The 13,226-nt window shown below is 54.5% G+C and carries 25 protein-coding genes; all 25 read left to right on the top strand.

Features of this window, described 5'->3' with window-relative positions; translation table 11 throughout:
• Positions 1 to 3 precede the first annotated feature (3 nt).
• The 25 genes from rpsS (at position 4) to bfr (ending at position 13,222) form a co-directional block, all read left to right on the top strand.
• Positions 4 to 279 carry a 30S ribosomal protein S19 gene (gene rpsS, locus ACWR1S_RS24000; protein WP_011336172.1) on the top strand — a complete coding sequence of 92 codons (276 nt, stop codon included), beginning with the start codon at positions 4 to 6 and terminating at the stop codon, positions 277 to 279.
• 11 nt (positions 280 to 290) lie between these two features.
• The gene (gene rplV, locus ACWR1S_RS23995) at positions 291 to 623 is read left to right on the top strand and encodes a 50S ribosomal protein L22 (RefSeq protein WP_003103908.1); all 333 of its coding nucleotides are present in this window, start codon (positions 291 to 293) and stop codon (positions 621 to 623) included.
• Positions 624 to 636: 13 nt separating this feature from the next.
• Complete coding sequence (gene rpsC, locus ACWR1S_RS23990) at positions 637 to 1,323, top strand: 30S ribosomal protein S3 (RefSeq protein ID WP_003176422.1); 687 nt, start codon at positions 637 to 639, stop codon at positions 1,321 to 1,323.
• A 12-nt stretch (positions 1,324 to 1,335) separates the two neighbouring features.
• Positions 1,336 to 1,749: a 50S ribosomal protein L16 gene (rplP, locus tag ACWR1S_RS23985; RefSeq protein ID WP_007896757.1), complete on the top strand. Its 414-nt coding sequence runs from the start codon at positions 1,336 to 1,338 to the stop codon at positions 1,747 to 1,749.
• Positions 1,749 to 1,940: a 50S ribosomal protein L29 gene (gene rpmC / locus ACWR1S_RS23980; RefSeq protein WP_002555481.1), complete on the top strand. Its 192-nt coding sequence runs from the start codon at positions 1,749 to 1,751 to the stop codon at positions 1,938 to 1,940. Before rplP ends, rpmC begins: the two co-directional genes overlap by 1 nt.
• Positions 1,941 to 1,942: 2 nt before the next feature.
• Positions 1,943 to 2,209: a 30S ribosomal protein S17 gene (gene rpsQ / locus ACWR1S_RS23975; RefSeq protein WP_003194644.1), complete on the top strand. Its 267-nt coding sequence runs from the start codon at positions 1,943 to 1,945 to the stop codon at positions 2,207 to 2,209.
• A gap of 23 nt (positions 2,210 to 2,232) precedes the next feature.
• A complete protein-coding gene (gene rplN / locus ACWR1S_RS23970) occupies positions 2,233 to 2,601 on the top strand; it encodes a 50S ribosomal protein L14 (RefSeq protein ID WP_002555479.1) in 369 nt (122 codons plus the stop codon).
• Positions 2,602 to 2,612: 11 nt separating this feature from the next.
• Complete coding sequence (gene rplX / locus ACWR1S_RS23965) at positions 2,613 to 2,927, top strand: 50S ribosomal protein L24 (protein WP_008081905.1); 315 nt, start codon at positions 2,613 to 2,615, stop codon at positions 2,925 to 2,927.
• Positions 2,928 to 2,947: 20 nt separating this feature from the next.
• Positions 2,948 to 3,487 (top strand): 50S ribosomal protein L5, encoded by a 540-nt coding sequence (gene rplE, locus ACWR1S_RS23960; RefSeq protein ID WP_003176415.1) that lies wholly within the window; start codon positions 2,948 to 2,950, stop codon positions 3,485 to 3,487.
• A 13-nt stretch (positions 3,488 to 3,500) separates the two neighbouring features.
• Positions 3,501 to 3,806 (top strand): 30S ribosomal protein S14, encoded by a 306-nt coding sequence (gene rpsN, locus ACWR1S_RS23955; protein WP_003228726.1) that lies wholly within the window; start codon positions 3,501 to 3,503, stop codon positions 3,804 to 3,806.
• Positions 3,807 to 4,015: 209 nt separating this feature from the next.
• Positions 4,016 to 4,408 carry a 30S ribosomal protein S8 gene (rpsH, locus tag ACWR1S_RS23950; RefSeq protein WP_007918458.1) on the top strand — a complete coding sequence of 131 codons (393 nt, stop codon included), beginning with the start codon at positions 4,016 to 4,018 and terminating at the stop codon, positions 4,406 to 4,408.
• 12 nt (positions 4,409 to 4,420) lie between these two features.
• Complete coding sequence (rplF, locus tag ACWR1S_RS23945) at positions 4,421 to 4,954, top strand: 50S ribosomal protein L6 (protein WP_003176412.1); 534 nt, start codon at positions 4,421 to 4,423, stop codon at positions 4,952 to 4,954.
• A 10-nt stretch (positions 4,955 to 4,964) separates the two neighbouring features.
• Positions 4,965 to 5,315: a 50S ribosomal protein L18 gene (gene rplR / locus ACWR1S_RS23940; RefSeq protein WP_003186037.1), complete on the top strand. Its 351-nt coding sequence runs from the start codon at positions 4,965 to 4,967 to the stop codon at positions 5,313 to 5,315.
• 3 nt (positions 5,316 to 5,318) lie between these two features.
• Complete coding sequence (rpsE, locus tag ACWR1S_RS23935; RefSeq protein ID WP_003186035.1) at positions 5,319 to 5,819, top strand: 30S ribosomal protein S5; 501 nt, start codon at positions 5,319 to 5,321, stop codon at positions 5,817 to 5,819.
• A 2-nt stretch (positions 5,820 to 5,821) separates the two neighbouring features.
• Positions 5,822 to 5,998 (top strand): 50S ribosomal protein L30, encoded by a 177-nt coding sequence (gene rpmD / locus ACWR1S_RS23930; protein WP_003176408.1) that lies wholly within the window; start codon positions 5,822 to 5,824, stop codon positions 5,996 to 5,998.
• 3 nt (positions 5,999 to 6,001) lie between these two features.
• Positions 6,002 to 6,439, top strand: a complete 438-nt coding sequence (gene rplO, locus ACWR1S_RS23925; RefSeq protein ID WP_003228720.1) for a 50S ribosomal protein L15 — start codon at positions 6,002 to 6,004, stop codon at positions 6,437 to 6,439.
• On the top strand, positions 6,440 to 7,768 hold the full coding sequence (gene secY / locus ACWR1S_RS23920; protein ID WP_003228718.1) for a preprotein translocase subunit SecY: 1,329 nt from the start codon (positions 6,440 to 6,442) through the stop codon (positions 7,766 to 7,768).
• A gap of 27 nt (positions 7,769 to 7,795) precedes the next feature.
• Entirely contained in the window at positions 7,796 to 7,912 is a 117-nt protein-coding gene (gene rpmJ / locus ACWR1S_RS23915) for a 50S ribosomal protein L36 (protein WP_002555468.1), read from the top strand.
• A 129-nt stretch (positions 7,913 to 8,041) separates the two neighbouring features.
• On the top strand, positions 8,042 to 8,398 hold the full coding sequence (gene rpsM / locus ACWR1S_RS23910; protein ID WP_009045849.1) for a 30S ribosomal protein S13: 357 nt from the start codon (positions 8,042 to 8,044) through the stop codon (positions 8,396 to 8,398).
• Between the two features lie 30 nt (positions 8,399 to 8,428).
• Positions 8,429 to 8,818 (top strand): 30S ribosomal protein S11, encoded by a 390-nt coding sequence (gene rpsK / locus ACWR1S_RS23905; protein WP_002555466.1) that lies wholly within the window; start codon positions 8,429 to 8,431, stop codon positions 8,816 to 8,818.
• 18 nt (positions 8,819 to 8,836) lie between these two features.
• Positions 8,837 to 9,457 carry a 30S ribosomal protein S4 gene (gene rpsD / locus ACWR1S_RS23900; protein ID WP_003176404.1) on the top strand — a complete coding sequence of 207 codons (621 nt, stop codon included), beginning with the start codon at positions 8,837 to 8,839 and terminating at the stop codon, positions 9,455 to 9,457.
• 22 nt (positions 9,458 to 9,479) lie between these two features.
• Positions 9,480 to 10,481 (top strand): DNA-directed RNA polymerase subunit alpha, encoded by a 1,002-nt coding sequence (locus ACWR1S_RS23895; RefSeq protein WP_003186012.1) that lies wholly within the window; start codon positions 9,480 to 9,482, stop codon positions 10,479 to 10,481.
• A gap of 42 nt (positions 10,482 to 10,523) precedes the next feature.
• Complete coding sequence (gene rplQ, locus ACWR1S_RS23890) at positions 10,524 to 10,910, top strand: 50S ribosomal protein L17 (RefSeq protein WP_003176402.1); 387 nt, start codon at positions 10,524 to 10,526, stop codon at positions 10,908 to 10,910.
• Positions 10,911 to 11,150: 240 nt separating this feature from the next.
• On the top strand, positions 11,151 to 12,605 hold the full coding sequence (locus ACWR1S_RS23885; protein WP_454565240.1) for a catalase: 1,455 nt from the start codon (positions 11,151 to 11,153) through the stop codon (positions 12,603 to 12,605).
• A 149-nt stretch (positions 12,606 to 12,754) separates the two neighbouring features.
• Positions 12,755 to 13,222 carry a bacterioferritin gene (gene bfr / locus ACWR1S_RS23880; protein WP_053124309.1) on the top strand — a complete coding sequence of 156 codons (468 nt, stop codon included), beginning with the start codon at positions 12,755 to 12,757 and terminating at the stop codon, positions 13,220 to 13,222.
• Positions 13,223 to 13,226 lie beyond the last annotated feature (4 nt).

Genomic DNA, 13,226 nt, shown 5'->3' with positions numbered 1-13,226 from the left:
ACAGTGCCACGTTCTCTGAAAAAAGGTCCTTTTATTGATCTTCACCTACTGAAGAAGATCGAAGTGGCGGCGGAAAAGAACGATCGCAAACCAATTAAGACTTGGTCGCGTCGTTCGATGATCCTGCCACAAATGGTCGGTCTGACCATCGCAGTACACAACGGTCGTCAGCACGTCCCAGTTCTCGTTAACGAAGACATGGTCGGCCACAAACTGGGCGAGTTCGCCGGTACCCGCAACTATCGCGGGCACGTGGCTGACAAGAAAGCCAAGCGTTAAGGGGTAAGGAAATGGAAGTAGCCGCTAAGTTGTCGGGCGCTCGAATCTCCGCCCAGAAAGCCCGCTTGGTCGCCGACCAGATCCGCGGGAAGAAGGTGGGCGAAGCGCTCAACTTGTTGGCTTTCAGCAGTAAGAAAGCCGCCGAGATCATGAAGAAAGTGCTGGAGTCGGCCGTAGCCAACGCCGAGCATAACGAAGGCGCAGACGTTGATGACCTTAAAGTCAGCACCGTTTTCGTCAACGAAGGGCGTTCGCTGAAGCGCATCATGCCACGTGCCAAAGGCCGTGCTGATCGCATCGTCAAGCGGTCTTGCCATATCACTGTCAAGGTTGCTGACAAGTAACGGAGTCGAAGAGATGGGTCAGAAAGTACATCCCATTGGCATTCGCCTGGGAATCGTCAAGGAGCACACCTCCGTCTGGTACGCAGACGGTCGGACTTATGCGGACTACTTGTTCGCAGATCTGAAAGTGCGTGAGTATCTCCAAGACAAACTAAAAAGCGCGTCCGTAAGCCGTATCGATATCCATCGTCCGGCCCAAACTGCACGTATCACCATCCACACCGCTCGTCCAGGTATTGTTATCGGGAAGAAAGGTGAAGATGTTGAGAAACTGCGTCAGGACCTGACCAAGCAAATGGGTGTGCCTGTGCACATCAATATCGAAGAGATCCGCAAGCCGGAGCTCGACGGTATGCTGGTTGCGCAGAGCGTAGCTCAGCAGCTGGAGCGTCGTGTAATGTTCCGTCGCGCTATGAAGCGCGCCGTTCAGAACGCCATGCGCATTGGTGCCAAGGGCATCAAAATCCAAGTGAGCGGTCGTCTCGGCGGTGCTGAAATCGCACGTACTGAATGGTATCGCGAAGGTCGTGTGCCATTGCACACCCTGCGTGCCGACATCGACTATGCCAACTACGAAGCTCACACCACTTACGGTGTGATCGGTGTAAAGGTTTGGATCTTCAAAGGCGAAGTAATTGGTGGTCGCCAAGAAGAGCTCAAACCACAAGCACCAGCGCCTCGTAAAAAAGCTGCTAAGTAAGGGGTACGCCAAATGTTGCAACCTAAGCGTACGAAGTTCCGCAAGCAGATGACAGGCCACAACCGTGGTCTGGCTCAGCGCGGTAGCAAAGTCAGCTTCGGCGAGTTCGCGCTGAAGTCTGTAGCTCGTGGTCGTCTCACCGCTCGTCAGATCGAGTCAGCGCGTCGTGCTCTGACCCGTCACGTTAAACGTGGCGGCAAGATCTGGATCCGTGTATTCCCGGACAAGCCTATTTCCAAGAAGCCACTCGAAGTTCGGATGGGTAAAGGTAAGGGTAGTGTGGAGTACTGGGTTGCCCAGATTCAGCCAGGCAAAGTCCTGTATGAAATCGAGGGTGTTTCTGAAGAGCTGGCGCGTGAGGCTTTTGCCCTGGCTGCTGCAAAGCTGCCGCTCGCCACCGCCTTTGTTAAACGGACGGTGATGTGATGAAAGCGAATGAACTTCGTGAAAAATCCGCACAGCAGCTGAACGAGCAACTGCTCGGCTTGCTGCGCGACCAGTTCAATCTGCGTATGCAGAAAGCAACTGGCCAGTTGGGGCAGTCTCATCTGCTCTCGCAAGTTAAGCGTGACATCGCTCGCGTGAAGACTGTGCTCAACCAGCAGGCAGGTAAGTAATCATGGCTGAAGCCGAAAAAACTGTCCGTACGCTGACTGGCCGTGTTGTCAGCGACAAGATGGACAAAACCATCACCGTATTGATCGAGCGTCGCGTAAAGCACCCGATCTACGGTAAATACGTTAAGCGTTCGACTAAGCTGCACGCGCACGACGAAACCAACCAGTGCCACATCGGCGACAAAGTCACTATTCGTGAAACTCGTCCTATGGCCAAGACCAAGTCTTGGGCGCTGGTTGATGTTCTCGAACGCGCTGTGGAAGTCTAAGGACTAGGGGTCGGAGAAATTATATGATTCAGACTCAATCCATGCTCGATGTGGCCGATAACAGCGGCGCTCGCCGCGTTATGTGCATCAAGGTGCTGGGTGGCTCCCATCGTCGTTACGCTGGTATCGGTGACATCATCAAAGTTACCGTGAAGGAAGCAATTCCTCGCGGTAAAGTGAAAAAAGGCCAAGTGATGACTGCTGTTGTAGTCCGCACTCGTCACGGCGTACGTCGTGCTGATGGCTCCATTATCCGCTTTGATGGCAACGCTGCTGTTCTTCTGAACAACAAGCAAGAGCCGATCGGCACCCGTATCTTTGGGCCAGTGACCCGTGAACTTCGTACTGAGAAGTTCATGAAGATCGTCTCGCTCGCCCCAGAAGTGCTGTAAGGAGATCCGACATGCAAAAGATTCGTCGTGACGACGAGATCATCGTGATCGCCGGCAAAGACAAAGGTAAGCGCGGTAAGGTGCTTAAGGTTCTTGCTAATAACCGTCTGGTTATTAGCGGTCTGAACCTGGTTAAGCGTCATACCAAGCCTAACCCGATGTCGGGCGTGCAAGGCGGTATCGTCGAAAAAGAAGCTCCACTGGACGCTTCTAACGTCGCCATTTTCAACGGCGAAACCAACAAGGCTGACCGCGTTGGTTTCAAAGTAGAAGACGGCAAGAAAATTCGTGTCTTCAAGTCGACCCAAAAAGCGGTTGATGCTTGAACACTGCTAGGTAGAAGACCATGGCACGACTAAAAGAGATTTACTGGAAGGAAATCGCACCGAAGCTTAAGGAAGAACTTAAGCTTTCGAACGTGATGGAAGTTCCACGCGTTACAAAAATTACCCTGAACATGGGTTTGGGCGAAGCTGTTGGTGACAAAAAAGTCATCGAGCATGCTGTTGCTGACCTGGAAAAGATCACCGGCCAAAAAGTCGTTGTGACCTACGCTCGTAAATCCATCGCTGGCTTTAAAGTCCGTGAAGGATGGCCGATCGGCGTTAAGGTGACTCTGCGCCGTGAGCGTATGTATGAGTTCCTGGATCGTCTGCTGTCGATCTCCCTGCCTCGGGTCCGCGACTTCCGCGGCCTGAATGCCAAGTCCTTCGATGGTCGTGGTAACTACAGCATGGGCGTGAAAGAGCAGATCATTTTCCCGGAAATCGACTACGACAAGATCGATGCTCTCCGCGGTCTGGACATTACCCTGACCACCACTGCCAAGAACGATGATGAAGGCCGCGCTCTGCTGCGTGCTTTCAAATTCCCGTTCCGCAACTGATTGGAGTAGGAAAATGGCCAAGAAGAGCATGAAAAACCGTGAGCTGAAGCGTCAGCTCACCGTTGCCAAGTACGCCACCAAGCGTGCAGCGCTGAAAGCTATCATCGTTGATCTGAACGCAAGTCCAGAAGCGCGTTGGGAAGCTACCGTAGCTCTGCAGAAGCAACCACGTGACGCAAGCGCTTCGCGCATGCGTAACCGTTGCCGCCTGACTGGTCGTCCGCACGGCGTTTACCGCAAGTTCGGCCTTGGCCGTAACAAGCTGCGTGAAGCTGCAATGCGTGGTGACGTACCAGGTCTGGTTAAAGCCAGCTGGTAATTGCTGTCAAAGTCTCGATGTTCGGGTTCGCAAGAACCTGACCATCGGTGGCCTTGAATCTGAATCAAGCCCCTTTTGGGGCTTGATTCATTTCTGGGGTGTGTCTAGAATGACCGGCTCGCCTGAGCCCGTGTTTTTCATGCCCGGAAGTTCTCGGCGACAAGTAGTAGCCGCAAGGCTAATTTTTCTGTATTAGGAGCGTCTAGCCCATGAGTATGCAGGACCCGTTAGCGGACATGCTAACTCGAATCCGTAATGCCCAGATGGCTGAAAAGTCTGTCGTAAGCATGCCGTCTTCCACGCTGAAGGTGGCTGTAGCAAAAGTCCTGAAGGACGAAGGTTACATCGCGGATTTTCAGATCACCACCGACGCTAAGCCGTCGTTGTCCATCGAGCTGAAGTACTTCGAAGGCCGTCCGGTTATCGAAGAAGTGAAGCGCGTTAGTCGTCCAGGCCTGCGTCAGTACAAGTCCGTTGAAGATCTGCCGAAAGTTCGTGGCGGTCTTGGCGTGTCTATCGTCTCCACCAACAAAGGTGTGATGACGGATCGTGCTGCGCGCGCTGCCGGTGTCGGCGGCGAAGTTCTTTGCACTGTGTTCTAAGGGGGGATAAGCATGTCTCGCGTCGCTAAGAACCCCGTTAAGCTGCCAGCCGGTGTCGAAGTAAAATTCGCAGGCCAACAGCTTTCGGTGAAGGGTGCCAAGGGTACTCTTGAACTGAACATCCATTCGTCCGTTGAGATCGTTGAAGAAGCTGGTGAGCTGCGTTTCGCTGCTCGCAATGGCGATCAACAAACTCGCGCAATGGCCGGTACCACGCGTGCGTTGGTAAACAACATGGTCCAAGGCGTAAGCCAAGGCTTCGAGCGCAAGCTCCAGCTGGTCGGTGTTGGTTACAAGGCGCAAGCAAAAGGCACGGTTTTGAACCTGGCCCTTGGCTTCTCGCACCCAGTGGATTACGAACTGCCGGAAGGCATCACCGCTGAGACTCCTAGCCAGACCGATATCCTGATCAAGGGCATCGATAAGCAGCTGGTAGGTCAAGTGGCCGCTGAGATCCGCGACTTCCGTCCACCAGAGCCGTACAAAGGCAAAGGTGTGCGCTACGCGGACGAAGTCGTCCGTCGTAAAGAAGCCAAGAAGAAGTAGGGCATAGCAAATGACCGACAAAAAAGTTACTCGACTGCGTCGCGCTCGCAAAGCACGCCTGAAAATGCACGAACTCGAAGTCGTGCGTCTCTGCGTGTTCCGCTCGTCGCAGCACATCTACGCCCAGGTCATCTCGGCCGACGGCAACAAGGTCCTGGCAAGCGCCTCGACTTTGGATAAAGAACTGCGTGATGGTGCCACTGGCAACATCGACGCGGCCACAAAGGTTGGCCAGCTGGTCGCTACGCGTGCTAAGGCCGCTGGCGTCTCGCAAGTGGCTTTCGACCGCTCTGGCTTCAAGTACCACGGTCGCGTGAAAGCGCTGGCTGATGCTGCTCGTGAAGCTGGGCTGGAGTTCTAAGTTATGTCAAATAACGACCAAAAGCGCGACGAAGGCTACATCGAGAAGCTGGTTCAAGTTAACCGTGTAGCCAAAACCGTTAAAGGCGGCCGTATCTTCACTTTCACCGCGTTGACCGTGGTTGGTGATGGTAAAGGGCGTGTTGGCTTCGGCCGTGGCAAGTCGCGTGAAGTGCCTGCTGCGATCCAGAAGGCAATGGAAGCTGCTCGCCGCAACATGATCCAAGTTGATCTGAACGGCACCACGCTGCAGTACGCAATGAAGTCCGCTCACGGCGCTTCGAAGGTGTACATGCAGCCTGCTTCTGAAGGTACCGGTATCATCGCAGGCGGCGCTATGCGTGCTGTTCTCGAAGTTGCTGGTGTTCAGAACGTTCTGGCCAAGTGCTACGGCTCGACTAACCCGGTAAACGTGGTTCACGCCACTTTCAAAGGTTTGAAAGCTATGCAGTCTCCTGAATCCATTGCCGCCAAGCGTGGCAAAAGCGTCAAGGAGATCTTCTGATCATGGCTACCGTTAAAGTAACGCTGATCAAAAGCATGACCGGCCGCATCCCTAACCACAAACTGTGCGTTAAGGGTCTGGGTCTGCGTCGCATCGGTCACACTGTAGAAGTCCAGGATACTCCCGAGAATCGCGGGATGATCAACAAGGCTTACTACATGCTGCGTGTCGAGGGTTAATCGATGAAACTCAATGATCTGAGTCCAGCGCCGGGTTCCCGTCGCGAAAAGCATCGTCCGGGCCGTGGTATCGGTAGCGGTTTGGGTAAGACTGGTGGCCGTGGCCACAAAGGTCAAACCTCCCGCTCCGGTGGCACCATTGCTCCAGGCTTTGAAGGCGGTCAACAGCCGCTGCATCGTCGCCTGCCGAAGTTCGGTTTCGTTTCCCTGAAAGCCATGGACCGCGCAGAAGTGCGTCTGTCCGAGCTGGCTAAAGTGGAAGGCGACATCGTCACCGTGCAGTCCCTGAAAGATGCCAACGTGATCAACGTCAACGTACAGCGTGTGAAAATCATGCTGTCCGGTGAAGTGACTCGCGCTGTCACTATCGGCAAGGGAATCGGCGCCACCAAAGGTGCGCGTGCGGCTATCGAAGCAGCTGGCGGCAAGTTCGAGGAATAAATGGCTAAGCAAGGTGCTCTCTCTGCGCTCGGCAAAGGCGGTATGTCTGAACTCTGGGCTCGTCTGCGTTTTCTGTTCCTGGCGATTATCGTCTACCGAATAGGCGCACACATCCCGGTTCCAGGTATCAACCCGGACCGACTCGCAGACCTGTTTCGACAGAATGAGGGGACCATTCTTAGCTTGTTCAACATGTTCTCCGGCGGCGCGCTGGAACGGATGAGCATCTTTGCACTGGGGATCATGCCGTACATTTCGGCATCGATCATCATGCAACTGATGACCGCCGTTAGCCCGCAGCTGGAACAGTTGAAGAAGGAAGGTGAAGCTGGCCGTCGCAAGATTAGCCAGTACACCCGCTACGGCACCGTCGTCCTCGCTCTCGTTCAGGCTATTGGCATGTCCATTGGTCTGGCGGGGCAGGGCGTTGCGTTCACTGGTGACTTTGGCTTCCATTTCGTCGCGGTATCCACGTTTGTGGCTGGTGCGATGTTCATGATGTGGCTGGGTGAGCAGATTACTGAGCGTGGTGTAGGCAACGGTATCTCGATGTTGATTTTTTCGGGTATCGTCGCCGGTCTTCCGAGAGCAATCGGGCAGTCTTTCGAGTCTGCGCGTCAGGGTGATATCAACATCTTCGCCTTGGTTGCCATCGGTTTGCTGGCAGTAGCGATTATCGGTTTTGTGGTGTTCATTGAGCGTGGTCAGCGTCGTATCGCTGTTCACTACGCCAAGCGTCAGCAGGGCCGCAAGGTTTTTGCTGCGCAGACTAGCCACCTGCCGTTGAAGGTGAACATGGCCGGCGTTATTCCGGCTATTTTCGCGAGCAGCATTTTGCTGTTCCCTGCTTCGTTGGGTGCCTGGTTCGGTCAGTCTGAAGGTATGGGCTGGTTGCAGGACATCTCGCAGTCGATCGCTCCTGGTCAGCCGTTGAATATTCTGCTGTTTAGTGCAGGGATTATTTTCTTCTGCTTCTTCTATACGGCGTTGATGTTCAATCCGAAAGACGTAGCGGAAAACCTGAAGAAGTCCGGTGCCTTTATTCCGGGCATCCGTCCAGGTGAGCAGTCTGCGCGCTACATTGATGGCGTTCTGACTCGCTTGACCATGTTCGGTGCTCTTTACATGACGGCCGTGTGCCTGTTGCCCCAGTTCCTGGTGGTTGCAGCAAACGTTCCGTTCTACCTTGGCGGGACCTCGTTGCTGATCGTGGTCGTGGTTGTGATGGACTTCATGTCCCAAGTACAATCGCACCTCGTTTCGCACCAGTACGAATCCCTGATGAAGAAAGCCAACCTGAAGGGTTACGGCAGCGGCATGTTGCGCTGAGTACCCATAAGGTTCGAGGAGTTGGTGATGAAAGTTCGTGCATCGGTGAAAAAGCTGTGCCGTAACTGCAAGATTATTCGCCGCGAAGGTGTTGTTCGAGTAATTTGCAGCGCGGAACCGCGTCACAAACAGCGCCAAGGCTGAGTGTGATCTGCTTGAAGCCCGGCAGCTAGTGCGCTGCCGGGTTGATTATTTGTTATTACAGCGATATTATCTCGCGCCCTATTTCTTGGCTTCCGGGGCGTAGGTAGCTGTCAATTGGAGTCCCACTGAATGGCCCGTATTGCAGGCGTTAACATTCCAGATAACAAGCACACTGTTATCTCGCTGACCTACATCTATGGTGTTGGTCGCACTACTGCGCAGAAAATTTGCGCAGAGACTGGGGTAAACCCAGCCGCAAAGATCAAAGATCTGAGCGACGAGCAGATTGAGCAGTTGCGTGGCGAAGTGGCGAAGTTCACCACTGAAGGTGACCTGCGTCGCGAAATCAACATGAAAATCAAGCGTTTGATGGACCTCGGTTGCTACCGTGGTCTGCGTCATCGTCGTGGTCTTCCAGTACGCGGTCAGCGTACCAAGACTAACGCGCGTACCCGTAAAGGTCCGCGTAAGCCGATCCGCAAGTAATCGCCCACGCGAATCGACAGGAAATTAATCATGGCAAAACCTGCTGCTCGTCCTCGTAAAAAAGTTAAAAAGACAGTGGTTGATGGCATCGCCCACATCCATGCTTCTTTTAACAACACCATCGTGACCATCACCGACCGTCAAGGTAACGCGCTTTCTTGGGCTACCTCCGGTGGTTCGGGTTTCCGCGGTTCCCGCAAGTCCACCCCGTTTGCTGCTCAAGTAGCTGCTGAACGTGCTGGTCAAGCTGCGCTGGAATATGGCCTGAAAAACCTCGACGTTAACGTCAAAGGTCCAGGTCCAGGTCGTGAGTCTGCTGTCCGTGCATTGAACGGCTGTGGCTATAAGATCGCCAGCATCACCGACGTGACGCCAATCCCGCACAACGGGTGCCGTCCGCCGAAGAAGCGCCGCGTGTAATCCAGGAGATTGTAAAGAATGGCTCGTTACATTGGTCCAAAATGCAAACTCGCTCGTCGCGAAGGCACCGATCTCTTCCTGAAGAGCGGCGTGCGCGCGATCGAATCGAAGTGCAACATTGAAGCAGCACCTGGTATCCACGGCCAACGCCGCGGTCGCCAGTCCGATTACGGCACCCAACTGCGTGAAAAGCAGAAGGTCCGTCGTATCTACGGCGTTCTCGAGCGTCAATTCAGCGGCTACTACAAAGAAGCTGCTGGCAAGAAAGGTGCAACCGGTGAAAACCTGCTGCAACTGCTCGAATGCCGTCTGGACAACGTTGTATACCGTATGGGCTTTGGTTCGACTCGTGCCGAATCCCGTCAGCTGGTATCGCACAAGTCGATCAGCGTTAACGGTCAGACCGTAAACGTTCCGTCGTATCAGGTTCGTGCTGGTGACGTGGTTGCAGTTCGCGAGAAAGCAAAAAACCAACTTCGCATTGTCCAAGCTCTCGATCTGTGTGCCCAACGTGGCCGCGTAGAATGGGTAGAAGTAGACACTGAGAAGAAGTCGGGCGTTTTCAAGAACGTTCCTGCTCGCAGTGATCTGTCCGCCGACATCAACGAAAGCCTGATTGTCGAGCTCTACTCCAAGTAAGGGCTAGAAAATAGGTGCATCCATGCAGATTTCGGTAAATGAGTTCCTGACACCCCGCCACATTGATGTGCAGGTTGTCAGTCCAACCCGCGCCAAGATCACTCTCGAGCCTCTCGAGCGTGGTTTTGGCCACACCCTGGGCAACGCGCTGCGACGCATCCTGTTGTCCTCAATGCCCGGCTGCGCAGTAGTCGAGGCCGAGATTGACGGTGTGCTCCACGAGTACAGCGCCATCGAAGGTGTACAGGAAGACGTAATTGAAATCCTGTTGAACCTTAAAGGTCTGGCCATCAAGCTGCACGGTCGTGACGAAGTTACGCTGACCTTGTCGAAGAAGGGTTCGGGGGTGGTTACCGCTGCCGATATTCAGCTGGATCATGATGTCGAGATCGTTAATCCCGATCACGTAATCGCTAACCTGGCGTCTAACGGCGCCCTGAACATGAAGCTCACCGTAGCTCGTGGTCGTGGTTATGAACCAGCAGACTCGCGTCAGAGCGATGAAGACGAAAGCCGCAGCATCGGTCGCTTGCAGCTTGACTCTTCGTTCAGCCCGGTTCGCCGTATCGCATACGTGGTGGAAAACGCCCGTGTCGAGCAGCGTACCAACCTGGACAAGCTGGTTATTGATCTGGAAACCAACGGTACTCTGGACCCTGAAGAGGCTATCCGCCGCGCTGCAACCATCCTGCAACAGCAGTTGGCTGCGTTCGTCGACCTCAAAGGTGACAGTGAGCCAGTGGTTGTCGAGCAGGAAGACGAGATCGATCCGATCCTGCTTCGCCCGGTTGACGATCTGGAACTGACTGTACGTTCGGCTAACTGCCTTAAGGCGGAAAACATCTACTACATCGGTGACCTGATTCAGCGTACCGAAGTAGAGCTGTTGAAGACTCCGAACCTGGGCAAGAAATCCTTGACTGAAATCAAGGACGTTCTGGCCTCCCGCGGTCTGTCCCTCGGCATGCGCCTCGACAACTGGCCGCCTGCAAGTCTTAAGAAGGACGACAAGGCGACTGCCTGATCGTCGTAATCACCGAACGTAGTGTTTGGTAAGGAATGAACCATGCGTCATCGTAAAAGTGGTCGTCACCTGAGCCGCACCAGCTCGCACCGCAAGGCCATGTTCCAAAACATGGCGGTGTCGCTGTTCGAGCACGAGCTGATCAAAACTACACTGCCGAAAGCCAAAGAACTGCGTCGCGTTGCTGAGCCGCTGATCACTCTGGCCAAGACAGACAGCCTGGCTAACCGCCGTCTGGCTTTCGACCGTACTCGTTCGAAAGCTATCGTTGGTAAGCTCTTCAACGACCTGGGCAAGCGTTACGCTACCCGTGAGGGTGGCTACCTGCGCATCCTCAAGTGCGGTTTCCGCGCTGGCGACAACGCGCCTATGGCGTACGTCGAGTTGGTTGATCGTGCTACTGCTGGCGAAGCTGTATCCGCCGAGTAAGACGTCAGTCTGAAACAAAGAACCGGGCCTAGCGCCCGGTTTTTTGTGTCCGCCAGAAAATGCGCTGTTCATACAAGCTTCCGACACCTTTCTGTTGTCACTATGTGCTGGGAAACATAATTAGTAATTATCTATCGATATCTGCAAGTTAATGAATTTGTAGATGTCACATCGATGATCAATACTTCCCATCAAGCCGATTAGCCGGCAGTTTCAAGACTGACAGAGGAAGAAGACCGTATGAGCCAGATCAAAACGCTTACGACCGCCAGTGGCGCGCCTGTCGCTGATACCCAGAATTCTCGCTCCGCCGGCCCTCGTGGCCCGTTGTTGCTCGACGATTTCCACTTGCTCGAGAAGCTTGCGCACTTCAACCGTGAAAACATCCCTGAGCGCCGCGTACATGCCAAAGGCTCGGGTGCTTATGGCACGTTCACGGTGACTCGTGACATTACCGAGTACACCAGCGCCAAGCTGTTTGAATCTGTTGGCAAACAAACGCCGACGTTCCTGCGTTTCTCGACGGTCGGCGGCGAACGCGGTTCCGCCGACACTGAGCGCGATCCACGCGGTTTCGCGTTGAAGTTCTACACCGAAGAAGGCAACTGGGACATCGTTGGCAACAACACGCCAGTGTTCTTCATTCGCGATCCACTTAAATTCCCTGACTTTATCCACACGCAAAAACGTCTGCCGCAAAGCAACCTGAAAAGCGCGCAGATGATGTGGGACTTCTGGTCGCATTCGCCTGAAGCACTGCACCAGGTCACCATTCTGTTCTCTGACCGCGGCATCCCGGACGGTTACCGTCACATGCACGGCTTCGGCAGCCACACCTACAGCCTGATCAGCGCTAAAGGTGAGCGTCACTGGGTGAAATGGCACTACAAGACCCAGCAAGGCATCAAGAATTTGGCACCGGCCGATGCCGCGCGGTTGGCTGGCACCGATCCGGATTATGCCCAGCGCGATTTGTTCGAAGCCATTGAGCGCGGAGACTTCCCGAAATGGCGCGTCTGCATCCAGATCATGACCGAAGCCCAGGCTGCAGCGCATTACGAGAACCCGTTCGACGTGACCAAGACCTGGTCGCAGAAGGAGTTCCCGCTGATTGAAGTCGGTGAGCTGGAATTGAACCGCAACCCGCAGAACTACTTCGCTGAAGTCGAGCAAGCGGCGTTCGGCCCAAGCAACATGGTGCCGGGTGTCGGTCTGTCGCCGGATCGCATGCTGCAAGGTCGTGTATTCGCTTACGCCGATGCCCACCGTTATCGCGTCGGCACCAATCACCAGCAACTGCCGGTGAACGCTCCACGCGGCCCGGTCAACACTTACCAGCGTGACGGCTCGATGGCGTTCGGCAGCAATGGTGGTGCAGCCCCTAACTACGAGCCGAACAGCTACCTCGAATCGCCGAAACAAGCTCCGCATTACGCTGAGCCGGCGTTGGCCTTGAGCGGTGCTGCCGATCGTTACGATCATCGCGAGGATACCGATTACTACAGTCACGCCGGTGCGCTGTTCCGGTTGATGAGCGACGAGCAGAAGGCTCTGCTGGTGAGCAACATCGCTGGTGCGATGGGTGGGGTTTCGACTGATGTCGTCGACCGTCAGCTGCAGCATTTCTACAAAGCCGATCAGGCGTATGGAGAAGCAATCGCAAAGCTGCTCAACGTACAGCTTAACGAAGTCTAAACGAGAAGCAGAACCGCCCTCATTTTGGCGGTTTTTGCGTTATTTAGGCTGCTTTTCTCAGAATATCTTCGCTTTTATTGCGCTAAGCGGGTGACCTTCCGGTCATGTTGGTTCAAACTACAGCCTTTCAAGTAGGGAGATGTAGGGCGATGCAAGGCCACCCAGACGTAATCGATTACCTCAACACGTTGCTGACCGGCGAACTGGCCGCGCGTGATCAATATTTCGTTCATTCGCGGATGTATGAGGACTGGGGGTTCACCAAGCTCTACGAACGAATCAACCACGAAATGGAAGAAGAAGCCGGTCACGCTGATGCGTTGATGCGCCGGATTCTGATGCTCGAAGGCACGCCGCGCATGCGTCCGGATGACCTGGATGTCGGCAGCACTGTGCCGGAGATGCTCGAAGCTGATCTGCGCCTTGAGTACAAAGTTCGCGCCGCGCTGTGCAAAGGCATCGAACTCTGCGAGCAGCACAAAGATTATGTCAGCCGCGAGATCCTGCGCGTGCAACTGAACGACACCGAAGAAGATCACACCTACTGGCTGGAAAAGCAGTTGGGCTTGATCAAGTTGATCGGTCTCGAGAACTACCTGCAATCGCATACTTCCTGATTGC

Source organism: Pseudomonas sp. AIG, from assembly GCF_977020205.1.
This window is presented reverse-complemented; position numbering and strand designations above follow the sequence as displayed.